The organism is Dictyobacter vulcani, assembly GCF_008974265.1.
In the GTDB taxonomy this organism is placed as follows: domain Bacteria; phylum Chloroflexota; class Ktedonobacteria; order Ktedonobacterales; family Ktedonobacteraceae; genus Dictyobacter; species Dictyobacter vulcani.
The window spans coordinates 4,156,963-4,179,797 of the sequence record NZ_BKZW01000001.1; the positions used below are offsets into that span (position 1 = coordinate 4,156,963).

Here is a 22,835-nt window from a genome sequence, read left to right on the forward strand (position 1 = left end):
CTTAGCTGCGCTCACGCGATGAACCGATGCCCATCTCTTCACGGTACTTGGTAATCGTGCGACGCGCTAAGGGAATACCCCGTGCGGTCAGGATACGGGCCAGCTCTTCGTCGCTAAGTCGATGCGCTGGATCTTCGGTGTGCAGCAGTTCACGCAGGATATCTTTGACTCGCAGGGAGCTATCAAAGAAATCGGCAATGGGAATCAAGCGACCATTGGGGAGCAACGCATATTTATTGGCCGTGGCGCGACTGACCGTACCCTCATCCAGATGCAGGATCGTCGCGACTTCGGCCCGGGTGAGGGGATAAAGATAGCGAATACCTTTTTCTAAAAAATCTTTTTGTTGTCCCACCACGATCTCTGCAACCCGTTTCAAGGTCCGCCAGCGCCGGTGGATACAATCCACAAAAAACTTTGCCCGATCACGATGCTGATACATGTATTTTTGGACATCGTTATTGCTTTCTATGTAGCCTTGCTCTGGTGAACCTGCATACTGGGTCTCGATACGGAAATTGTAGCGTTTTTCTTCCATCAGCTCGACTTCAAAGCCACTCTCGCCCGGGCGGATAATCACGTCTGGATGAATATACGAGGTGCTACTTCCCAGGGGAATATCATTGATCTCTGAGCGATACAGCAGGCTGGGGGAGGGATGTAGCTTGCTGCGTATGTATTTGCTGGCCTCACGCACGTCATGTTCTGGCCGTTTGAGCTGGCGTGCGATCTCCGCAAACTGGTTGCGCGCCAGTTGATCCAGATGGTCATCAATGATTGCATAGGCCAGAGGATGCGGCGGACTCTGTTCGTTGATGGCTGCCAGTTGGATTAACAGGCACTCACGTGGATTGCGTGCCCCAATCCCGAGTGGTTCCAGGCTCTGGAGCTGGCTGAGTACATACGCGACCCGCTCAATCGGTACTTGCAGGTGGTCGGCAATCTCTAATAGACTGATTTCCAGATAGCCGCGTTCGTTGAGGTTGCCCACCAGTTGTTCCGCAATTGGAGCATCTTCCGGCGGAACCAGTGCCTCAAGCTGGGTGAGCAGATGTTCTGCCAGTGTCTCCTCAGTAGGAATACGCGCCATGGCATCGTAAACATCATCCGCATCAACCTCATTAAAACCATAGTTGTCGCTATCATAAGAGAAAAGCTGTTGTTCCCATTGGCTTTCAGAACTGATGGCATTGCGTGGAGTCTCGGGGGTAAATGACAGTTGTGGCGTATTCTGGGTGATACGCCCACAGATTGTGCAGGTCGGTCCATAGAGTGGAGTTGAGCAGAAGAGGCACAGGCGCTGTTCGGTTACCTCAAGCGCGGGATTCTCTGTCTGCTCCTGATTAATGGTGCGTTCAAGCTCGTCCGCTGAAAGATGAAGTATGGTGCTCGATGTCACCAGACGAGCACTGATTTTGACGGTTTGTTCGGTCCTTGGCGTTTGTTCCAATCGCATACACTACCTCTACCTAAACCCCTGTTAGCGCCTCTATTGGTACTCGTACTAAGTGGTTTACATCCAACCCCGGCTCACAAGAGCGCTGCGTGCTGCTTCCTGTTCTGCCGTTTGTTTGTTGCGACCCTGACCCTGACCGGCAACGTGATCACCTAACATAACTTCGACCGTGAACTCACGATTATGGGATGGACCTTCCTGGCTGACCAGGCGATAGGAAGGCGTGATCCCTTCGTGTGCCTGGGCCATTTCCTGGAACAAGGATTTATTATCTTTAAATAGGCGTTTGGTAACAATGGTATGGGCCAGTGGATCCAGGCGTGGCAATAAAAAGCTGCGGGCCATATCGAGTCCCTGATCCAGGTAAATTGCTCCTAGAACAGCTTCGAAGGCCGATGCTTGTACACGTTGTCCACCCCCGCTATGTTGTTCGCCTTTGCCCATCAGCAAAAACTTGCCCAGATTGATCTCATTAGCAAACTTCGCTAGCGTCTCGGTTCTCACCAGGACCGCGCGCACATCGGTCAACTCGCCCTCACTGAGATCCGGGAAGGTGCGATAGAGGAAGTCCGCACTGATCAATGCGAGAATCGAATCGCCCAGAAACTCCAGTCGCTCATTTGAGCTTTGTCCTACGCCGGGAGTTTCATAAATATATGAGCGATGCGTCAGGGCTAATCTCAGGAGTTTGGGGTCCTGGAATTGTACCCCTAAAATCTCTTCCAATTGTTCGTGCATGAATATACCTCTATAATTAGACGTTCCTGACAGGTTACAAAGAATAGCCTGCCATTCAATGGTGTGAGCTGTGGCGACTGCGCCCACCGTTCACTCATGGTGAGCACAATTGAAAAGTAATCGCATGCTCTTGTGTTTATCATACCACCTTATTAGACTTACTTGTCTACAAGGCAGACTTGCTTACAACATAGTTCTGATGCAGGTCATTGTAACGCGTTTCGCACGGAATCGCAACGCTACCATGTAGGAATATTTGGCTGTCCCTGTGCGTATACACGCAATTCAATTAGAGAGTGCTTAATTCTCATCCTCATTGGGGAGCGTGCAGCCAACCACACGCGGGCACTAAAGTGCCCAGACTTCTTTTATGCTGTGGTGGAAATGCGTGCGCGTCGCGCACGCATTTCCACCACAGCATAAAAGAAAATTTTGAGCGCCGTAGGCGCGAAATTCTGTCAAAGAAGTCCCTCATGGAAGTGGTTTTCAGACACACTCTTAGGATTATAAGGTCAAATCGGGCGCTAGCTCCGAATCTATCGTGTCTGGACTGTTTTGGGAAGATATGATACTCTTATGGCGTGGGTTTGAGGAAGACTGGTAATCGCGGACCATCTGGTCCGAGGAAAGTCCGAACTCCATAGAGCAAAGATGCTGGCTAACGGCCAGTGAGGGTGACCTCAAGGAAAGTGCAACAGAAACATACCGCCCGGGCTTTTCTGTTCGGGTAAGGGCGAAATGGTGAGGTAAGAGCTCACCAGCAGCCAGGTGACTGGTTGGCTGGGCAAACCCCATCTGGAGCAAGACTAAACAGAAGATTCTGGTCTTTGACCGGGCAGGTTGCTCGCCTGTTCATCTTCGGGTTGGTCGCTTGAGGCGATGGGCAACCATCGTCCTAGATAGATGATTACCGCCTGTGGTGGCGTAAGCGACTGCGGGTACAAAATTCGGCTTATGGCTTCCTCAAACCTCGCCCACACAATCCCCACAAATGCACAAAAAAAGAGAATGGAAATGTTTCCATTCCCATCCTCTGGTGTTTATCTATAAAAAACGTACCTTCTAGTGACTGATACGATCGTGATCAATGAGCCAACGGATAAAATCCAGGCGACGGCTTTCTTGTAACAATTCTCGGTATTCAGTTTGCTCGGTAACATGATCTTTCATATGAACGAGCTTTGCAGCCTCGATCTCTGAAAATCCCATGGTAAGCAGACTTTGGAAGTCAGCACTTTCGGCCGTATATGAATGTTCTGGCATAATGAATAAGCTCCCTCTGATAATGAACCGAACAAACTACATGGCTAAGCTTGGGTGAGATTTCTCGCGAGCTACAGGGGATGTAGCCTTAAAGGAAAATCTCTCACTGTATATAACGTGTTCCTTTCACTAATTATTCCAGTGTTTTGACATTGGTGCTAAGAGCTTTTCAGCATATATATTGCCGCTGGCAATTACAGAGACATCCCTACCTGAATGAGCAATACAGTTTTGACTTAGAGGGTTTTCCCTTTATATTGTAAGCCTAGCTTGAAAAGTTTTAGCGCTCGTTCGGTTGCTTCACTCATCAATAGTGCTGCATGTTCCATTGAATAGACTAATGACATCGGGCCAGTGGGTAATACTGCAAGCGCATCTATTCCGAGCTCGTAAATACCTTTATACTCTTTTCCTAAACTTCCTGCCAGTGCCAGCACAGGCACCCCATATTGCTTCGCCAGGGCGGCAATAGCACCGACGCTTTTTCCATAGGCGGTCTGTTCGTCGATCTGGCCTTCGGCAGTAATCACCAGATCCGCGCTTTTCATGTATTCATCGAGGTGCAACGCCTCCAGGACAATCTGTGCACCTGGCCGCAGTTCGGCGTTCAGGAAGGCCAGCGTGCCCGCTCCCAGTCCACCCGCGGCCCCTGCGCCGGGAATAGCTGAGACGCTTTTTTTGAGATCACGTTGAATGATGTATGCATAGTGGGCGAGAGCCGCGTCGAGCTGGACGACCATTTCCGGGGTGGCACCTTTCTGTGGACCATAGATGGCGGAGGCGCCGGTCGGCCCGCAGAGTGGATTATTGACATCGCAGGCGACTTCAAAACGACATGCTTGCAGGCGTGGATCCATCTTCTCAATTGAGATGCTGGCTACATCTGCCAGGGCTGCGCCTCCGGCTGACAGGCTTTGTCCCTGTGCATCCAGGAGTTCTGCGCCCAGGGCCTGAGCCATGCCGGCACCACCATCGTTGGTTGCGCTGCCACCTATGCCAAGGATAAAGTGGCGTCGACCCTCGTTGAGGGCGGCTGTGATCAGTTCTCCTACACCATAGGTTGTGGCGCTGAGTGGATCGCGTTGTTCAGGACTCAACAGAGGCAGGCCGGAACTGGCGGCCATCTCGATGACTGCTCTCTGACCATCTCCGAGCAGTCCATACAGCGCTGTTACCGGTTGACCCAATGGACCTGTCACCGTCTGGCTGCGCACTTCTCCGTGGGTAGCATCGACCAGAGCCTGGACGGTTCCTTCTCCGCCGTCGGCAATAGGAATAGTGCTGATCGTGGCGGTGGGGAAAATACTGTGTACACCCAGGGCAATCGCGGCCCCTGCTTCGGCCGCGCTCAGGCTTCCTTTTAAGGACTGGGGGGCGATGAGTATATGCATGCTTGCCACTCCTTTTCGCTATGCTGGCTGGTTGAGTTATGTGCATTATATCAAACCAGGTGGAAAGCAATTTGCACGTTGGCGTGTCCTGCTTTATACTACGAAATAATATCTTTGTGTTCATAGCCAAATTTCGTGGAGTCTATCTATGCCAACTGGTCTTTCGCTTGCCTGGTCCTGGAGTCCGGGTGCTCTGGTGTGTGTGCTTGTCCTGGGAATACTCTATCTGTTGAGGTTGCGGAGCGTGCAGCGCCAGCATCGGCAAGATCCTCAGGCTCCTACCGTTCATCCATTACGTATCACGTTATTTTTTGTCGGCCTGCTCATCTTTGCTGGACTCTTTTTCTCGCCGATCCATACGATTGGACGCACGCAATTATTCTCTGTACATATGGCCGCAGTGGTTGCGCTGACCACGGTGTGTGCTCCGCTCTTGCTGGCAGGCTGTTCTGAAGCTATTTTGCGTCCTCTGCTAGAGGTATCCCTGGTCAAGACAGTGGTGCGCCTGGTGACACAACCGGTGGCGGCATCGGTAATCTTTAATGTCTCGTTCCTGCTCTGGCACACCCCCAAAATTTATAATAATGCCATTGGCAGTGTTCCTCTTTACAATACCATGATGCTGGTCATCTTCCTGACCTCACTGCTCAACTGGTGGCCGATCATTGGCTCGTTGTCCGAGCTAAAAAAGCACGGCTATCCTTTGCAGATGCTCTATGTCTTTTTAGACGGGCAGCCAGTCGATATCTTTGCGTTTATCCTGGTGTATACCGGGATTCCTCTGTACCATTATCCAATCAATGCCTTGAGTCCGGGTGGTGATCAAGGGGTTGCCGGTGCGATGCTGCTGATTCCTGGTCTGGTCGACCTGGCAGTGATGTCGCCCCTCTTTATCAGTTGGATGGGTCAGATTGAGCATAAGACTCGAGCGGCCGATCAGCGACGTTTAGAGGCGATGGAAGAGTATTACGAAGAGGATGAGGAAGATATGCAGGTGCAGCAGAGTTAAGCCGTGCTTACCAGGAGCAGCGTAACTGTAAAGCCTGGCGGAGCCGCTGCTCATACTCTCGGCGTGAGATCTCAATCACGCCTAGCGTGGCCAGATGTGGTGTGATAAATTGCGTGTCATGGAGGAGATAGCCATGGCTACGCAAATGTTCTACCAGTGCCACCAGACAGACCTTGGAGGCATCCGTGGCGCTGGAGAACATGCTTTCACCCATAAACGCACCTCCAATGGCCACGCCATACAAACCTCCGACCAGATATCCCTCGCGCCAGGCTTCGACGGAATGTGCCAGACCTTTCGTGTACAGGTAGGTGTATGTCTGGATAAACTCCTCATTAATCCAGGTCTCCTGGCGCTGGCCACAGCGGCGTATGACCTGCTCAAAGGCGGTATCCATGCGGATCTCATAGATATTTTTACGGAGCGTGGTCTTCAGCGAGCGCGACACATGGAGCCGCTCATGTTCCAGAATCGCGCGTGGATCTGGCGCATACCAGTTGATTTCACCTGACTCTTCCGCCATGGGGAAGATCCCCTGGGCATACGCCTGTACCACTAGCCTGGGATCGAGCGGCTCCGCTTTGTTTCGTCTCATCACTGCGATGCTTCCTTTGCTTTCTCATGTTTTTGTTAGTGGCGGCGACTAAAATAGGTCAGGTATTTCGCCATGCGTGGATTTAAATCGTAAAGCATTTCCAGATCGGCTCGACTGAGTGGCTTGATCAACAGTAATAGCAGCAGGCAAAAGAGTACAAAGATCGCACCTGAGGCGCCGAGCAAGAGGCGGTTGGCTGGATGCCAGAGGAGCGAAGGTATGGCGGCGACGGCCAGAGCGAGCATAAAACGCAAGGTGAAGGTCAGCAACTCACGACGATGGGCACTGGGAATGGCACGGGCCAGGAATGCCAGCAGGAGTATGGCGACAACTGTTTTTGCCACGCCATCAGCGATCAGGGCTCCAGCGGCTCCGAAGCGTGGTATAAAGATCACTCCTACCCCCACCACGATGGCTAATCCCAGCCATTGACTGAGCACGACCTGGCGTGGCTTACCAACCACATACAGGCTGGCTTGATGGACGGTACCACCCAGAATGCGTACCAGCAGGTTGAAAAAGAGAAAGATTGTCAGCAGCGGCCAGACGGGATCATAGCGGCTACCATAAAGGATTGAAGTGATGTTGGCGGCGTTAAACAGACAGAAGACCAGGACCGGCGCGGCCAGCAGGGTCTCGACTTTGATCAGGGCCTGCCAGGTTTGTCCGAGTCGTTCGTGATTCTGTCCCACAAACGCGGTTGAGAGGGCCGAACTACCAACGCCTGCAAAGCCTGCTACCAGCAGCAGATTGGCGGCATCGGCCAACTGGAAGGCGAGATTAAAGTAGCCGATTTGCTCTACGGTAATCAGGAAAACGCCCAGCAAGATGATCGAGATTTGTTTGAAAAGGGCTCCAGCTGCCAGGTTGGTTAACCAGGCCGAGAAACTGAGTCGCAGGATATTTCTGATGGGCAGCTTATAGTCATCTGGACCTTTGAGCAGGAAGGGCGTTTGCCAGCAGACAAATGCCAGGGCGTTGAAGAGAGCCACCAGTGCCTGTAACCACAGAATACCATCGATGCCCCAACCGGCGGAGAGCAGAAAAAAGCTGGCTACCAGTAGGATAGCCTGGGTCAGTCCTCCAACTACCAGGACGATCTGCATGCGCATCTGTGCCGCACAGCAGGCACTGAGCAGATTGCCGATGCCTGTGCCAAACATATAGAGGGCGATCGGAATACTGTATTTGACCAGTAATGGATTCTGTAATCCCTGACTGATCTCCTGGCTGGTTGGAAAGGGCAGGAGCGCGATACCTTTTGATAGCCAGGGCAGGCCAAACAGCAGGAGCGCGATGCCGATACAGAGGAGTAGCAGGCGTAATAATAAGAGATAGCGAGCCAATCTGGCTGCGGCAGCCAGACCATATTCGGCCAGGACGCGTGGCACAAAGGTAACCGTGGCGTCCTCTAATCCTAGCGCGACTATATATGTCAGCGTATTCAGGGCTGTCTGAATAATCGCATAGACGCCATACTGACTTGTGGCGACCGCGCGCGTAATCAGAAATGTTAATAGAAATGATGACAGAAGGAACCAGAAATTATAGATCTGGTTGATTAAATAATTATTTGGCGTGCGCTTGAGGAGACGTTGTGCTTCAGCGTCTCCCAGTGGTGCCTTCTCATCGATTGTATGATCTGTTGGCATAGTCGTTAAAATTTCTGGATCTAGATATTTCACAGATAGCTTATGCTGTCCGGTCATGTCTGCAAGAGTGCAGAAGATAGTATCCGCGTCTTCTTCTTCATCCCTGCCATCTATCCCCATTCCACAACTATCCTCTCTGTACTGGTTGGACGCCGTGTGTCCAGTGTAATGGTTGTACCGGTACTTTTTATACAGTTTACATTCTAACTCATTTTGAATAAAAACCGTGCTAACCAGCCAATAGATCCTAGTGCCGCAAACAACTCTAACAGGCTGACGTTAGCGCTGACATGGTCCGGGGAGACCAGATAGAAGGCACCGACTTTAAAAGTTGCCGCCACTAGAAAAATACCCAGCCCGATCCAGGCTGGCAATGTTGCATATAATAGCGCTCGCTGCCATTGCTGGCAACTGAGGCCGATCAGGGTTGGAATGAGATATAAAAGTAAGGTAATCAGTGGAGCGATGCTGGCTGGATAGGGACCATTGAGTGGTGTATTGGCGGAAAGTGGCAGGATACGGGTCCAGAGTTGTGCTGGTACGAGTGCGGTCGCGACCAGAATCGTCTCCAGCACAATGGCCCCAATGCGCAGTAGGTCTTGATGTTTGAGGGCTTGCGTTTGCATAAGCCGCAAATTAATCATGAGCGAGCTATCCTTCTATGATTATTTTGTCGGGATTGGTAATAATCCCATCTGATATTTCAGCAGTAAGATGCGCTGCACCGAGGCATCGATGCGAGTTTGCGAAATAGCGCCACTGGCGATTGCCTGCTTGATACCCTGGATCATGGTGGCGACATCGTCGGGATTGCTGGCTCCCATGATCATGTCGGAACCGGCTTCAATGGCGATGGCGGCGGCCTGATCGGGTGGATAATACGCTGTAATACCAGCCATGGTCAGGCTGTCGGTCATAATCACACCCTGGAAGCCCATCTCATCTCTGAGGATACCCTGGATGAGTTTTGGCGACAATGAGGCGGGCAGCGTGGGATCGATGGCGGGTACGATTTCGTGGGTGACCATAATCGCATGAGCCTGTCCCTGTTTGATCAAGGCGCGATAAGGGGCCCAATCGATATTTTCCAATTCACTCTTTGAACTGGTGACACTCGGTATCCCATAATGCGGATCAATCGTCACGTTGCCCAGGCCTGGAAAATGTTTGAGGGTGCCGACAACGTTATGGTTTTCCTGGAGACCCTCCAGATACGCTTGCGCCATACGCGTCACCGTGTCCGGCGTCGTGCCGAATGTTCTCTGATCTTGATGCAGCTCTGAATATACTGCCGTATCCACATCGACCACGGGAGCCAGATTCAGGGTAATGCCATAGGATGAAAGATCCTGGGAGGTCTGGGTACCGGCCGCTCTGGCTTGCTGTGGATCATGAGATGCACCGATGGCTGCCTCCGAGGGACGTGGACCATCTAATTCCTGCAAGCGATCTACCGTGCCTCCTTCCTGATCAAGAGCGATACTGACTGGAAGATCAGGCTGACTACGTTGCAAATCGTGTGTCAGGGTTTTGAGCTGTGACTTATCGACAATATTGCCATTGGCATAAAATAATAAAACAGATCCAACATGATATTGATTCACCATCGTTGCCAGTGGTAAAGAATAGGTAGCCCCGACAAACTGCACCATCATCATCTGCCCAAGTTTCTGGTCCAGTGACATTTTACTGACAAGTTGATTGGTATATGCCTGTGGCGTTACTACTGTTTTTGCAGTCTTGCGGGAAGATGTTGCGTTATTCTGTCCCGCCTGGTTTTTTGTCATAGCCTGTGTTGTCGAACCGCTAACCTGATCAGGTGTCAGGACATTAGCCCATCCCTGTGAACCAATAAACTGCTCCTGACTCATGTTGATGGCTTGCGCAACGAGCAATAGCAACAAGATAATCAGGGCAGCCGCTTTTTTTCGGCTTAGCAATGGTTGAGACGCCAGTGACCCTTGTCCATTATCGAGACCCGATAATGATTCAATCGTGGTCGCCTCGGCCTCTTCTATTGTGTTCTGGTTGACCAGTGGCGGTTTTTCTGGTTCTGAATCGTGCGCAGATAGAGGAGCGATCGGCTCCATGCAAGACCCCCTTTTAAAAAGAAATTAGTCTTTTGTTACGCTTAGCCAGAACAGCTATGCTGAGTGTCCACGCGCACCACCACATTACAGTCATACTTCATATAAAAAATATATTTGCACATTGCAATGACAATCTTTCCAAAGTAAAACACATATCCCACAAAAAAACCAGTGACCTTTTTTGGCGGCTCGGCTGTGGTATGGGCAATATTTATTATTTCTTGTTTAGATGGATTGACTGCGATATACTGTTTTTATTATGTGTATAAAAAGAAATCCGGGGTGGCTTCAATGAAACAGGTACAAAAAATACATATCCCCCTGGTCTCAAGTGGAGGACAGCGGGCCAGCATTACGCCGCAACGCATCCTCCTCTGTTTTCTTGTGGGACTGGGCATAACCTGCCTTCTGACTGTAATTCTTGTCTTTGGTATTCTTTTTCCTTTTCATATACTTGCACAATTAACCTTTATTCTTTTACTTGCTTTACCAGAATTATGTATCTTTACTGCTCTGGCATTATTTTTATCTCGCCCTCTGGCAATTATGCGTTATCTGCGGGCCGTCCATGCGGCTCAACAAACGTACCATGCTTTATATACGCCGCTGACGGCCCTGACGAATATACGGCAGACGGCCGATCTGGGCCAGATTGCAGACCCGCATGGAGCGGTGCAGCGTGATGAGCAGGTCTCGATCTTACACCTGGTAGAGAATCAACGCGGTCATCTTTTGATTCTGGGTGTACCTGGGGCTGGTAAGACGATGGCTTTACGCGTCTATCAGTATATTTCTTCGCAAAAAACCTTTGGGCTGGCCATGTCGCGTGCCAGGATTCCCGTGTATGTGCCAATGAAGAACTATAGCCTTTTTCTCAAGCAGCAACAGCTAGATGTGTTGATTGGTGAGAATGAGACTCAGTCTGCGGTAAATCAATCTTTGCTGCTTTCCTATATTATGCAGAGTGATTTGCCAGGCATCCGCCAACTCCGTCCCTATCTGGCGACGTTGTTTGCTCAGGGACGCTTGTTGTTACTCTGTGATGGTTTGAATGAGATCGACAGAAGCTATCTACCCCAGGTGAGTGGCGAACTGGTGGAGTTGATGCGTGGGAGCCAGAATCGCCTGGTGATGACCTGTCGCGAGGTGGATTACCGTGAGCAGCCGGAGTTTGTACAACTGGTCGAGGATGGGCAGGCGGCCCGCGTGGTCGTGTATCCTCTGCAACCTGAGCAGGTCGCGGAATTTGTGACGCGCTATGTCGAGAAACAGGATGATCAGTGGCAACATAGTGCCGAACAGATTATGACGGTGATCGATCGCAGTCGTTTGCGCTACCATTGCACCAATCCGATGATGTTGTTCACATTGATGGAGATTATCGATACCATAGGGGTGGAGCGTGGCAAGCAAGTGGATACACGTGGACGCTTGCTACGTGAGTCGGTGCGGCAGCTTTTGCGGCAGGAGATTGAGAAGTGGGGAAGTGGGGCTCCCAACGAGTATGAGGTGGTACGTTTCTTAAGCGAGGTCGCGTGTGCGGCGCGGTGGGCGCAGGATCGCAACGCGATTCAACTCTCGGTCTCAGCGGCCGGCGCAGCTAATAATAATCATGGCACGCGTAACTTTGATGAGGTACGCGATGAGCTGAAGTTCTGGCTGGATGACCATCCCGCTCAGGGACCCTTTATGTCGGAGAACGAGCCGCTCAATGATCCTTATGATGATATTGCCTTGCTCTTACAATTTGCCCAGGCTGCGGGCCTGATCGAGATTAGTGCCGATGGTGTCTTGAGTTTCCGCCATGAACTGATTGCCGAATATCTGGTGGCGGAGTACTTTGCCGCCAGTGCACCACGCTCTATGTCCACCCTGACGATTCGCGAAGAGCTTTTGGAGGATGTGGGACGCTGGAGCGAGCCAGTCGCGATCTGGGCTGGTCTGCTGGATAATCCACTGGATCTGGCGGATAGCTTTGGTTTGCTGGGCTTGAATAATCAGGCTTATGTCTTGCAGGCGCTGACACTGGGATTGATCTGCGTTGGCGTGTTGTGGACGCCGCCACAGGCTGAAAATCAGCAGCGGGTGGTGTTGCCTCCAAGTATTGAGGAGGCGCTCTCGGTGGCGGTGCGCAATAAAGCCGCGCGTGAAGAACTGGCTTTGATTTTTACCCATTGTGCTGAAGAAGGCGGTCAGGAGGTGTATCGCTCCTTGTTGCCGCTGATTACGGCCGATGGTGTTGATGAGTTGCTAACCCTGCTGGATCGTACGGTGGTTCCGGATCTCCTGTTCACGCAGTTGCAGGATGCCGTGGATGATATGGCCTATGAGCAGCAGGTCAAGCGCATCGTGCGCGTACTCGGTCGCTTTGGTGCACCAGTCGTCGAGCGTGCCGCTATGCTGAGTCTGCCTGCGCCTGAGCGTTCTTTACGCCTGCGGGCGGCGGCGGTTAATACCCTGGGTTGGACCAACGAAGGCGCTGCGGTGGAGCCACTACTTGAGCGACTCCGCGATAGTGATCTGTTTATCGCGCAGCGCTCTACCAATGCCTTGATTCGGCTGGGACCACAACTGATCTTGAATCGCGCCCTTGAGGAATTAGAGCAGCGCAACAATGGACCTTTCCAGGCACGTGTGCATCAGGCGTTGCTGACGATTATTGATCGTTTTCTGGATGAGCAGGATGGCGCGAAGTATCAGGTTACGTTGATGCAGTATCAACATATCATTGAGCATGTGGTGCCGATGCTTACCGCGCAGTATCAGGTTGAGCCTGAGACGCAGCAAGTTGCACGCGAGTTTCTGGTCCGGCAGGGCAAGAGTTTCACGCTGGCCGGTGGTCGCGAAAGACGCTGGAGAAGGCGATTGATGCGCTGTTAGGACTGCTTTCCTCACAGGATACCAGCGCGGTCCAGAATGTAGTGCAGGCGTTGCAGGAGATTGGTTCGCCGGCAGTGCCGCGCCTGATCGAGCGGCTGAATAATCCTTCTGAAATTGTACGTACGCGTGTGGTGCAGATTCTCAGCGAGGCCCATGATTTCCGGGCTCTGGATCCACTCTTGCGTCTGCTTGGTGATCCTCAGCAGTCGGTGCGCCAGCAGGTCTTTCAGGCCTTGAAGCTCTATGCACCTGAGAGTATCCCTGGCCTGATCGAGCGCATCTTGACCGATGCCGATGATGTCGTGGCTGAACGCGCGGCAACCGTACTGGAATCGATCGGCGAGCCGGTGGTTGAGCCCGTTATTGATGCCCTCTCCACTGGATCCTCAGGGCGCACACGCTTCCTGGTGCAGATCCTGGAACATCTGCATGATCCACGCGCTATTCAAGCCTTGATTCAGTTGCTGGAGCAGCCGCAGCTTGAGCAACTGGTAATCATTGCTATCATTCGAGCGCTCTGCCAGTTCCAGGATGTACGGGTGGTCAAGCCACTGCTGGATATCCTGTCCATGAGTAATACCCTGGTGTATGAAGCCGCTATTCAAGCCTTGAGTCAACTGGGGCTGGTCGCTTTTGATGGATTGGTGACTGCGCTGGATACGCCAAATGAGACGGTGGTGACGCAGCGGGTGCGTCGCGCCTTGATGATGATGACACCTTTCCCTGGTGAGCGGTTGGTTGCTGCTTTGGAACAGCGGCATAGTGCTGCTCAGGGTGAACAGATCCTCGCGGTGCTCCGCGATAAGGGCCGCGATGCCGCCCCGGTGCTGGTACAAAATCTGCTACATCGTGACGAATCGGTGCGCGAATATATTCAGCAGGCTCTGGAGCAGATGCCCGGGACGACCGTTGTACCTGCCCTGTTGGAGGCACTCTATCAGCCTGCGACGCGTAACGCGGCCTCCAGTCTACTCCTGAAATATCCCGATGTGGCCATTCCGGCCCTGGTGAGCCTGCTGGGAGAGCATGAGCGGGGTCCGATTGTGGCGGATCTCTTGCCACGATATGGTCTGCCAGTCTTGCGTCCATTAGTATCGGGCTTAAATGATCAGCGGGCCACGGCTCGGGAGATGGCGCAACGTGTGGTAATTACCCTGGTGCGTCAGCGTCAGGGCCAGGAGCAGCAAGAGATCGTGCGTGAGATCGTGCGCCTCTTCCATCCAACCTTGCCGCCCTATGCGCGTGAGGCGCTCCTGGATCTGCTCTCCGAAACGCTGGCTGATGTCAGTATCCTGGCCTTGCTGGATGGATTAGAAGATGCGCGCTTGATTGAAGATGTGGCTGAAGCCTTTGTGCGCCTGGCGCGTAAACCTGCTCTGCACGAAAGCGTCCTTAATCGACTGGTGGATGCTTTATTTAATGAGGAGCAGCGTCGGGGTGCTGAAATCGCCTTGATCAGAAATGGTGGCTCGGTCGTCACGCGGGTTGGTGATCTGATCGTGAATAGTGATCCAGCGGTTGCCAGGTCAGCCCAGTTTATTCTGAGCGAGATCGGCGTACCGGCGCTGTCATTTATCTGGACCGCGCAAAGTGATCGTAACAATGTGCCCCGGCGTGAAGCCGCGATGAAGGTCTTCCGTAGTATGGCTCCCGAAGTCATTAAGGATGAACTGGTCTCGTTACTGGTGGGTGACAATCGTGATGATATTGCGATGGCGGTCTCGCTGCTCCTTGAACGCATCTATGAGGAAGCAAAGCTGGATTATCAGGAACATGTGATGGTGCCCGAACTGATCGATTTCGTCGAGCATAGTACGGCGCAAGAGACCAACCTGCGGGTGATGGCCTTGCTGTTACTCCTGGGTGAGCAGGCGATTATTGATCACCTGGTACAATCCTTGATTAATAATCCTCAGCAGCGTAAGCAGTTGATCTACCTGTTCTTGCTGCTCGGATCCAGGACGCAGCATCTCTTGCTGGAAGTGTTTGATGATCCAGAGTCGCCTGCGGCCTTGCGTGCTGAGATTGCGTCCGTGTTGAGCATGACTATTGCACCAGAAGATGTCACTGAGTACGTTTATTCTATTGATCGCTATGGCATTGCCAATCGGCGACCAGGATCACCATATCCAGAGGAGCTTTCGGTCTCCTTGCGGGCGCTTGGTGGTTTGCTGGCCAGTGGTCAATGGGATGTACGCAAATTGCAAGAGTTGCGCGAAGATAAGTCCGATCAGGGCGCTCTACATGAAGTGTCCAATGTGTTGCTGGGATGGCGCTATGAGCCTCAACTGTTGAAGCTACAACAGGATCTTGATCAGCAGCGCGAGACCTTTAAGAAGGAACTGCTGACCTCAGCTATGAAAATGGCGGAGCAGCAGAAGACCATCAGCGGCCTGGAAGAAGAGTTGATCAAGGTTAAGGAAGAGCAAGGGTTCAACGAGGACGAGATCAAGAAGGTGATGAGTGATAAAGAGAAGCTCAAAACTAACGTGGACCAGTTGACGAAAGAGCGCAATCGGTTACGCCTTGAGCTTGATCAGGCCAAACGCGATAAAGAAGACCTGGCCGAGCAATATCAGGCCATCCAACGCCAGCAACCATCATCCCGAAGCCAGCCCGGCAGCCCTTCACAGCGTATTCGCTAGTGAGTGAACCACCATTACCGCTAGCCCTCTGTTAACAGGTTGACCAGGTGCGGGATGGGGAAGGACGCAGCGTCCTTCCCCATCCCGCACCTGGTCAAATCACTACTGTCAAAAAGGCGAAACCATCATTGGGAGGAGCCATGAGCGCTGAGCGCTATCTTTTGAAGAGGACCTTGCCCAGTGGACATATGAGCGAGGTCTGGCTGGCACAGGATCGCGAGTCGGGGCGCGATGTAGTGGTAAAGATTATGAAGGTGCATGAGGGTGATGCGCAGCGTAACCAGAAAACTGAGGAGCGCTTTGTCCGGGAAATCAATATCCTTCAGGGCCTGCACCATCCCCAGATTCTGCCATTATTGGATTCCGGCTATCGCCACTATAAGCAGCACAATGTGCCATTTCTGGTCTCACCATACATTCCAGAGGGATCGCTGGCGAACTTGATGAATCAGCGTCCCCCCTGGCAATCCTGGTCTCTGCGCCAGGTGGCCGATGTTATCTTTCAGGCGGCTGGTTGCCTCTGGTATCTGCATTGCCAGAATCCTCAGATTGTCCATGAAGATGTAAAGCCCGGTAATTTCCTGTATCGTTCCGTGGATACACCTGAAAGAGCCGTTTATCTGTACCTCTTTGATTTTGGGATCTCTCGCTATAAGCATCAGTCGTTTGAGATGGCCAGTGAGGTCGTGGGGACGCCGGCCTTTATGGCTCCTGAACAGATTGCCTTGCAGGTAGATAGTGCCTCCGATCAATACGCGTTAGCTGTGATGGGCTGTGTGTTATTGACTGGTAAATTTCCTATCCAGGGCGTTGATCAGCAGCAGCAACATTATCTCCAGGCCCACCTCTATGCGCCGGCTGTACCGCCCAGTAGTTTGTTACCAGAGCGCCTGCAATCCTCGGAGATTGATGCTGTCTTTCTGCGTGCACTCGAGAAGCAACCTGAGCAGCGTTATTCCTCGGTCATGGCCTTTGCCCGTGCACTCCAGCAGGCAGTGTATGCTTATGGTGAAGATAAAACAGCGCCCGATCCTGGTCCACGTTCCCATGAAGCGCGCTTCTCGCTCGCGCTGGATTCCTCAGATGTCCAGGATGTGCGCTCCTTAGATGATCCTCTCCCGATCAAGCCGCCCCGGGCGATTGCACCTGAGCGCCCAGAGGGACTGATCCTGAAGCCTTTGTTATTGCGCAGACTCACCAGAATGGCTTTCGACGCGCGACCAAAAACGCTGACCTGGTCGCCAGATGGCTCAGCACTGGCCTGTGTTCTCTATGGCTCTGTCTATATCTACTGGCCTGGTAGTGGGGCACTGAGCCAGGTGGTGACGCCAAATGCGGCACGTGCCAGCGCGATCTGCTGGTCTGCTGATAGTCTGGTGCTGGCCGTCGCAGGTGATCGCAAAATCTGCTTCTGGCGGGTGCAGGACACCGCTTTACTGCCTCAAGTCCTGCAATTGACGCTGAGTATGCCCCAGGGACTGGACTGGTCTGTGCGCGACCAGTTAGCGGTCTGGGTGGATACCTCTCTCTGGATCTATCATCTACCGGCGTCGCGTCTGCAACAGGGACGTTCCATGACTCCTCAACACCTCTCAACCGGGGGATGCGTTGTGATAATCCTGGTACCCTGCGCTGGTCGCCAGATGGCACACAGCTAGCCGCAGGTTCCAGTCAGGGAACGGTTGTCTGCTGGCCAGTTGGAGGAAAGCAGGCGGTCTGGCAGGTTGCTAACGTAGGCCAGAAGATCCAGGGCCTCTGCTGGTCATTGGATGGTGCGCTGCTGGTAGTGGCGACCAAGGATCATCGTGTGCTGTGCTGGCAGGCGCAGGACCATACTGAGTATATGCTATGGGAGAAATTACCGTCGCTGCTGCGCATGTTATCCATTTCTCGTCAGGGCTGGATCACCCTGGCTTCCAGCGAGAAACGTTTACTGCTTGGCTCTCCACAAGATCCTGCTCCAACCCTGACTGCTTCCGGACAACTACTGGCTGCCTGGTCACCAATACGAGATGAACTGGCGACGCTGGATGAACATGATGCTAACGCCTTAACGATCTGGTCCGTGTAGGCCTGAAGCTCTACCGCAACTAGTTTCAAAAGGTTTCATATTGCATCTTTCAACCTGTGTACTGCGTGTATTATTGGTATTCACCAGGATGAAAATGATCCAAATGTGGTTTTTGATGAGATAGATTGGAGAGTGGTTTATGAGTTCACATACCGAGCATAAAAGCGATAAAAAAACTCCTGAGCGAAAAAATCAAAGACGTGCGCGTCGCTATGATGACCACCATCGAGTCGGATGGCAGTCTGCGTAGCCGTCCAATGGTGACCCAGGATCTGAAAGCGGTCGAGTTTGATGGTGATCTCTGGTTCTTTACCTATGCGACCGCACACAAAGTGGGTGAAGTAGAGCAGCATCACCAGGTTAACTTAAGCTATAGTAAGCCTGGCGACAACCTGTATGTCTCGGTTTCCGGAACCGGACAACTGGTTAATGATCGCAAGAAAATCAAGGCGCTGTGGAACCCGATCTACAAAGCCTGGTTCCCTAAAGGTGAAGATGATCCAGAACTGGCGCTGATGAAGGTGCATGTCGAGAGCGCAGAATACTGGAATGCACCCGCAGGTAAAATGGGCGCCCTCTATTCCATTGTGAAAGGCCTGACTTCAAAGGGTGAGCAACCCTCAGGCTCTGATGTGAAATTAGATATGAAATAAGCTTTACCCTACCAGTCAACCCACTTTTGTCACGAAAAGGCCATCGCGTCATAGCTACGACGCGATGGCCTTTTCGTGTATACATACTATTGCCCGGGTATAGTCGAGACTTCAGTTTTTTCTGCTGCTGGCATGTTGTTATGTGCTGGATCCGGCACAGGATTGTCCCGGGTGGACGGAGCAATGATGCGTACGCGCCGCTTTAAGAAGATGTAGGACCAGGCCCATTGTAGCAGGACCATGATGCGGTTATCATAGCCAATCAGATAGACGATATGTACGGCCAGCCAGAGGATCCAGGCGCTAAAACCGGAGATGCGGATGCGTCCAATACTGGCAATCGCATAGGCCCGGCCGACGGTGGCCAGATAGCCTTTGTCATGATAGTGAAAGGGCTCGCTAGTTTGCTCGCCAGCAATTTTCTGCTTGATTACCACAGCCACATAGTGCCCCTGCTGCATGGCTACCGGCGCAATGCCGGGGAGCGGCTTATTATCCTGCATAATGGTAGCAGTATCCCCCAGCACAAAAACATCAGAGTGATTGGGAAGTGTGAGGTCGGGGTTTACTAGTACACGTCCGGCACGATCTGTCTCCGCACCCAACCACTGGCCCGCGGGAGATGCCTGTACGCCCGCTGTCCAGATGATTGTATTCGCGGGCATCCATTGGCCACCGGCGACCGCGCCTTCCTCAGTGATCTCTTCTAATAGCGTGCTGGTTCGAACATCGACTCCCAACCGTTCTAGCTTTTTCCTGGCCCTGCGTGCAAGGCTCTTCGGGAACGTACTCAGGATTCTGGGCATGGCCTCGACCAGAATCACACGGATCATACCGGGATCGATATGGCGATATTCGGGTGGTAGCGTCTGATAGGCGAGTTCGGCGATCGCGCCAGCCATCTCCACCCCGGTTGGTCCGCCGCCAATGACCATAAATGTCAGCAACCTTTTTCGCTGCTCAGTATCCATCTCCAATTCAGCCTGTTCAAAGGTCAGTAGAATCTTACGACGGATCTGCTGGGCATCTTCGATTGATTTCAGCCCTGGTGCGATCGGCTCCCAGCTTTCGCGGTGCCCAAAATAGTTTTCATGGGCACCGGTAGCAATAACCAGATAATCATATGGGATACTGACATCGTGCATGATCACCCGCTTTTGCTCAAGATCAACATCCGTTACCTCGGCCATCACTACTTCAGTACGCTTTTGTTTGCGCAACACATGCCGAATTGGCGTACTGATATCCGCTGGTGACAGGGCGGCTGTCGCCACTTGATACAGTAAAGGCTGAAAAAGATGATGGTTGGTGCGATCAATAACGGTCAGATTAACCTCTGGCTGCTGCTTACCAATATCCAGTGCCGCCTGTAAACCACCAAAGCCGGCCCCAACAATTACCACCCTGGGATGTCCCGTCTGTGTTGTCCTGGCTTCTGCATCCATATCTGCTAAACCTTTCAAACATTCTATTACTGCTCAGCTAATGGAATTATGAAACATCTTGCATATTATAGCCAACACATGCATAATCGCCTCCAGCAGTTTAACTTCAAATTGCTCATCTATGATATTCTACTGCGGCTGCTTGCATGCCCTTGCTCCTGAAAAAATATACTGAATCTGAGAACAGCGAATTAAAAGAAAATAAAAATGCGCTTGCGATGAGCCAGTTATAAGCTATTTGTGAGTGCCTGTGCATAGACGGCTGGATCGACATTGCCTCCGCTGACGATGCAGCAAACACGTTTGCCTTTGAAGCGTTCTGGCTGTGTCAGGATAGCTCCTAGAGCGAGTGCGCCCGTTGGTTCGACCTTTAAATTGCAATACAGGAAATACTGGCGCAGGGCCTCAAGGGTGGCGGTATCGGGAACCTCGACAATATCAGCCAGTCCTGAACGTAGTATGTCCCAGTTGATCTGGCCCAGACTTAGCGTGCGGGCTCCATCGGCGATGGTGGCGGCTTCCATTTCATTAGAGAGTAATGTTTTACTGCGTAACGAGCGAGCGGCATCATTGCCTGGTATTGGTTCTGCGCCGATAATTTCCGTGCTTAATCCCATATGATCGCGTGCCACGACCGTCCCCGCACTTAAGCCACCACCGCCAATAGGTACCACCAGTGTATCAAAGCGATCGGCGCTAAAAATTTCATATCCCAGCGTTGAATTGCCTGTCACCACGCGATAGTCATCGTATGCCTGAGCCCAGAACCCATCCTCTGTCTTCTCAAGCAATTGTTTTACCCGCTCTGTGCGGCTGACTTTGCGTACATCAACGAGATCTACGGTACCTCCAAAGGCCTGTACTGCGGCGACTTTTACCTGGGCAGAGGTGTCTGGCATTACCACCGTACACGATTTGTTGAGTAGTTGACATGCATAGGCAACTGCCTGACCAAAATTGCCTGAAGAAGCGGTCATGATCTGTGTGTGAGGGACCTGTGACAACAAATTATAGGCTGCCCGAAACTTAAAGCTGCCCGTGTGTTGCAGCGTTTCACTGGCGATGGTCAGTTCACAGCCCAGGATTGTAGTAAGTCGAGAAGCAGGAAGCAGCAGTGTGGGACGCACGAAATCCGGCAATGTCCGCCACACCTCGTCCACATAAGCAGCAGTTAATTCTGGAGCCGAGATATAAGAAGCAAGCATCATAGACCTCCTATAATAAATGAATGTTTAGATTGATTGATGATATTTCAGACAAAGGATTCAGAGGCGGCAGTCTGTATCGTACTCGAAAGGGTCCTCAAATGTAAAGAGGGGTTATAGTAACATTGCTAAATAGATACTCTTTGACAAGAAGATAAGCAGTGTGCTATTTTTTAAAGGCATCTTTAACACAAACTTGTATCCAGAAGGAGGAGCGCCCTGAGTCATATGACGCAAACCACAGACCACTCAACGCTGTGGGGACTTGGCACACCATGCATGATCGATAGCCGTGCCGTTGCCCACAGCCGCACTCTGTCCTTTTTTGGGAGCCTCTGAGCGAAGAACAACTTGAGAAGAGAGCAGCCGTGGGTGACGTTTTCCCACGGTTTTTTTGTGCGTGAAGGCCGTGATGTGATCATTTCACCTCATGGCTTTTCCATCTTTTCAGGGAGTTTTCGATGCATTTTTTCTTGCCACAAGGATTACGCCATCACAAGGATTTTCTCAAATTCTGGACAGGAGAGACCATCTCTGCATTTGGCTCGCAAGTAACTGCATTTGCCCTTCCCATGACTGCTGCGCTCATATTGCACGCTACAGCCATTCAAATGGGAGTCCTCTCGTTTTTAGCTTTCGCTCCCATGTTGTTTTTGAGTCTATTTGCGGGTGTGGTCGTTGATCGGTTTCCACGTCGGCCTGTGCTTATTATCACAAGCCTTGGGCAAGCGGTGAGTATCGGAACCATTCCATTCATGGCCTTCCTTCATCTGTTGCGCCTGGAATATCTCTATGGTATTGCCTTTTTCAGTGGATGCCTGAGTGTCTTTTTTGAAATTGCGTATCAAGCCTATCTTCCCTCACTTGTTGAACAAGAGCACCTGCTTGAGGGAAATGGGAAATTGGAGACGAGCCATGCATTTGCTCAGATCGCAGGTCCGGGACTTGCTGGCTTAATTGTTCAATGGCTTACAGCGCCTTTTGCCATGCTGATTGATGCCTGCTCATTCCTCATTGCTGCACTTTTTCTTTGCAGGATCAGGAAATCTGAACCGAGAAAAGAGCATCATGAAACGGAGCAGGCTGTCTTCAAAGAGATCGGAGAGGGGTTGAAGGCAGTTTTCCATCATCGTGTACTCTGGTCAATTGCAGCATGCAATGGGACCATCAATCTCTTCAATGGTGCTCTTATGAGCATTGTGATCCTTTATGTGGTTCGTGATCTCAAAGTAGAGCCGATCATATATGCTTTTGTGCTCTCTATGGGAAGCGTGGGAGCATTGGTGGGGTCATTTCTGGCTCAACGCATTGCCGATCGTTTTGGCATGGGGCCAACCATTCTAGGATCTGCACTCTTTTATGGGATAGGGGGGGGCTCCTTCCGTTAGCAAGTGTGTCAACGAGAGTGGCTATTCCATTTCTCATGCTCAGTTGGTTCGTGCAGAGCCTGACGTTGATCGTGTTCAACATCACCCAGGTGAGTTTTCGTCAATCTCTTATCCCCGGACACCTCCAGGGACGTCTGAATGCCAGTATGCGTTTTCTTATCTGTAGCGCCTTGCCGATAGGATCCTTTTTGGGTGGTGCAGCAGGTGAAGCATTTGGGTTACTTCCAACCGTAGTGCTCTCAAGTATTGGCATGCTTTTCGCTTTTCTCTGGATCCTTTTCTCCCTATATCCACCTTACGAGAGCAACCCACATTGAAGAGCCTGACATTTTTTAAAACAGAGGAATAACGCCT

Annotated in this window: 17 protein-coding genes and 1 other RNA gene; 8 read left to right on the plus strand and 10 right to left on the minus strand. The window is 51.8% G+C overall.

The window, feature by feature from the left end; genetic code table 11:
• Window position 1: 1 nt before the first annotated feature.
• Window positions 2–1,456, minus strand: coding sequence for an RNA polymerase factor sigma-54 (rpoN, locus tag KDW_RS17740; protein WP_151757182.1), 1,455 nt, complete (start codon window positions 1,454–1,456; stop codon window positions 2–4).
• Between the two features lie 57 nt (window positions 1,457–1,513).
• A complete protein-coding gene (gene rnc / locus KDW_RS17745; RefSeq protein WP_151757183.1) occupies window positions 1,514–2,194 on the minus strand; it encodes a ribonuclease III in 681 nt (226 codons plus the stop codon).
• Between the two features lie 588 nt (window positions 2,195–2,782).
• Between rnc and rnpB the strand changes: the two genes are divergently transcribed.
• Window positions 2,783–3,164, plus strand: an RNA gene (gene rnpB / locus KDW_RS17750) — RNase P RNA component class A.
• A gap of 92 nt (window positions 3,165–3,256) precedes the next feature.
• On the opposite strand, the gene KDW_RS17755 is transcribed toward rnpB, so the two are convergent.
• Both KDW_RS17755 and KDW_RS17760 read right to left on the minus strand, forming a co-directional pair.
• Window positions 3,257–3,457, minus strand: a complete 201-nt coding sequence (locus KDW_RS17755; protein ID WP_151757184.1) for a hypothetical protein — start codon at window positions 3,455–3,457, stop codon at window positions 3,257–3,259.
• Window positions 3,458–3,693: 236 nt separating this feature from the next.
• Window positions 3,694–4,848 (minus strand): glycerate kinase, encoded by a 1,155-nt coding sequence (locus KDW_RS17760; RefSeq protein WP_151757185.1) that lies wholly within the window; start codon window positions 4,846–4,848, stop codon window positions 3,694–3,696.
• Window positions 4,849–4,996: 148 nt separating this feature from the next.
• On the opposite strand from KDW_RS17760, the gene KDW_RS17765 reads away from it, so the two are divergent.
• Window positions 4,997–5,857 (plus strand): cytochrome c oxidase assembly protein, encoded by an 861-nt coding sequence (locus KDW_RS17765; protein WP_151757186.1) that lies wholly within the window; start codon window positions 4,997–4,999, stop codon window positions 5,855–5,857.
• 7 nt (window positions 5,858–5,864) lie between these two features.
• On the opposite strand, the gene aat is transcribed toward KDW_RS17765, so the two are convergent.
• From aat to KDW_RS17785, 4 genes are all read right to left on the minus strand, one after another.
• Window positions 5,865–6,452, minus strand: a complete 588-nt coding sequence (gene aat / locus KDW_RS17770) for a leucyl/phenylalanyl-tRNA--protein transferase (RefSeq protein WP_151757187.1) — start codon at window positions 6,450–6,452, stop codon at window positions 5,865–5,867.
• A gap of 35 nt (window positions 6,453–6,487) precedes the next feature.
• Complete coding sequence (locus KDW_RS17775) at window positions 6,488–8,224, minus strand: lipopolysaccharide biosynthesis protein (RefSeq protein WP_151757188.1); 1,737 nt, start codon at window positions 8,222–8,224, stop codon at window positions 6,488–6,490.
• An 83-nt stretch (window positions 8,225–8,307) separates the two neighbouring features.
• Complete coding sequence (locus KDW_RS17780; RefSeq protein ID WP_151757189.1) at window positions 8,308–8,748, minus strand: hypothetical protein; 441 nt, start codon at window positions 8,746–8,748, stop codon at window positions 8,308–8,310.
• Between the two features lie 21 nt (window positions 8,749–8,769).
• Window positions 8,770–10,194, minus strand: coding sequence for a glycoside hydrolase family 3 protein (locus KDW_RS17785; RefSeq protein ID WP_151757190.1), 1,425 nt, complete (start codon window positions 10,192–10,194; stop codon window positions 8,770–8,772).
• 291 nt (window positions 10,195–10,485) lie between these two features.
• Between KDW_RS17785 and KDW_RS17790 the strand changes: the two genes are divergently transcribed.
• From KDW_RS17790 to KDW_RS17810, 5 genes are all read left to right on the plus strand, one after another.
• On the plus strand, window positions 10,486–13,074 hold the full coding sequence (locus KDW_RS17790) for an NACHT domain-containing protein (protein WP_151757191.1): 2,589 nt from the start codon (window positions 10,486–10,488) through the stop codon (window positions 13,072–13,074).
• A gap of 50 nt (window positions 13,075–13,124) precedes the next feature.
• Window positions 13,125–15,719, plus strand: coding sequence for a HEAT repeat domain-containing protein (locus KDW_RS17795; RefSeq protein ID WP_151757192.1), 2,595 nt, complete (start codon window positions 13,125–13,127; stop codon window positions 15,717–15,719).
• A 47-nt stretch (window positions 15,720–15,766) separates the two neighbouring features.
• Window positions 15,767–17,377, plus strand: a complete 1,611-nt coding sequence (locus KDW_RS17800; RefSeq protein ID WP_151757193.1) for a serine/threonine protein kinase — start codon at window positions 15,767–15,769, stop codon at window positions 17,375–17,377.
• On the plus strand, window positions 17,323–17,790 hold the full coding sequence (locus KDW_RS17805) for a WD40 repeat domain-containing protein (protein WP_151757194.1): 468 nt from the start codon (window positions 17,323–17,325) through the stop codon (window positions 17,788–17,790). The genes KDW_RS17800 and KDW_RS17805 overlap by 55 nt, the downstream gene beginning before the upstream one ends.
• A gap of 212 nt (window positions 17,791–18,002) precedes the next feature.
• Window positions 18,003–18,443 carry a pyridoxamine 5'-phosphate oxidase family protein gene (locus KDW_RS17810; RefSeq protein WP_151757405.1) on the plus strand — a complete coding sequence of 147 codons (441 nt, stop codon included), beginning with the start codon at window positions 18,003–18,005 and terminating at the stop codon, window positions 18,441–18,443.
• An 86-nt stretch (window positions 18,444–18,529) separates the two neighbouring features.
• On the opposite strand, the gene KDW_RS17815 is transcribed toward KDW_RS17810, so the two are convergent.
• Both KDW_RS17815 and KDW_RS17820 read right to left on the minus strand, forming a co-directional pair.
• The gene (locus KDW_RS17815; RefSeq protein ID WP_233097738.1) at window positions 18,530–19,906 is read right to left on the minus strand and encodes an NAD(P)/FAD-dependent oxidoreductase; all 1,377 of its coding nucleotides are present in this window, start codon (window positions 19,904–19,906) and stop codon (window positions 18,530–18,532) included.
• A gap of 209 nt (window positions 19,907–20,115) precedes the next feature.
• Window positions 20,116–21,096 carry a threonine ammonia-lyase gene (locus tag KDW_RS17820; protein WP_151757195.1) on the minus strand — a complete coding sequence of 327 codons (981 nt, stop codon included), beginning with the start codon at window positions 21,094–21,096 and terminating at the stop codon, window positions 20,116–20,118.
• Window positions 21,097–21,554: 458 nt separating this feature from the next.
• Between KDW_RS17820 and KDW_RS17825 the strand changes: the two genes are divergently transcribed.
• Entirely contained in the window at window positions 21,555–22,481 is a 927-nt protein-coding gene (locus KDW_RS17825; RefSeq protein WP_151757196.1) for an MFS transporter, read from the plus strand.
• The last annotated feature ends 354 nt before the right edge of the window (window positions 22,482–22,835 follow it).

Coding starts and splice junctions, on each gene's coding strand:
- rpoN (WP_151757182.1), bottom strand. CDS start 1,456: ATGCGATTGGAACAAACGCCAAGGACCGAACAAACCGTCAAAATCAGT.
- rnc (WP_151757183.1), bottom strand. CDS start 2,194: ATGCACGAACAATTGGAAGAGATTTTAGGGGTACAATTCCAGGACCCC.
- KDW_RS17755 (WP_151757184.1), bottom strand. CDS start 3,457: ATGCCAGAACATTCATATACGGCCGAAAGTGCTGACTTCCAAAGTCTG.
- KDW_RS17760 (WP_151757185.1), bottom strand. CDS start 4,848: ATGCATATACTCATCGCCCCCCAGTCCTTAAAAGGAAGCCTGAGCGCG.
- KDW_RS17765 (WP_151757186.1), top strand. CDS start 4,997: ATGCCAACTGGTCTTTCGCTTGCCTGGTCCTGGAGTCCGGGTGCTCTG.
- aat (WP_151757187.1), bottom strand. CDS start 6,452: ATGAGACGAAACAAAGCGGAGCCGCTCGATCCCAGGCTAGTGGTACAG.
- KDW_RS17775 (WP_151757188.1), bottom strand. CDS start 8,224: ATGGGGATAGATGGCAGGGATGAAGAAGAAGACGCGGATACTATCTTC.
- KDW_RS17780 (WP_151757189.1), bottom strand. CDS start 8,748: ATGATTAATTTGCGGCTTATGCAAACGCAAGCCCTCAAACATCAAGAC.
- KDW_RS17785 (WP_151757190.1), bottom strand. CDS start 10,194: ATGGAGCCGATCGCTCCTCTATCTGCGCACGATTCAGAACCAGAAAAA.
- KDW_RS17790 (WP_151757191.1), top strand. CDS start 10,486: ATGAAACAGGTACAAAAAATACATATCCCCCTGGTCTCAAGTGGAGGA.
- KDW_RS17805 (WP_151757194.1), top strand. CDS start 17,323: ATGCGTTGTGATAATCCTGGTACCCTGCGCTGGTCGCCAGATGGCACA.
- KDW_RS17810 (WP_151757405.1), top strand. CDS start 18,003: ATGATGACCACCATCGAGTCGGATGGCAGTCTGCGTAGCCGTCCAATG.
- KDW_RS17820 (WP_151757195.1), bottom strand. CDS start 21,096: ATGATGCTTGCTTCTTATATCTCGGCTCCAGAATTAACTGCTGCTTAT.
- KDW_RS17825 (WP_151757196.1), top strand. CDS start 21,555: ATGCATTTTTTCTTGCCACAAGGATTACGCCATCACAAGGATTTTCTC.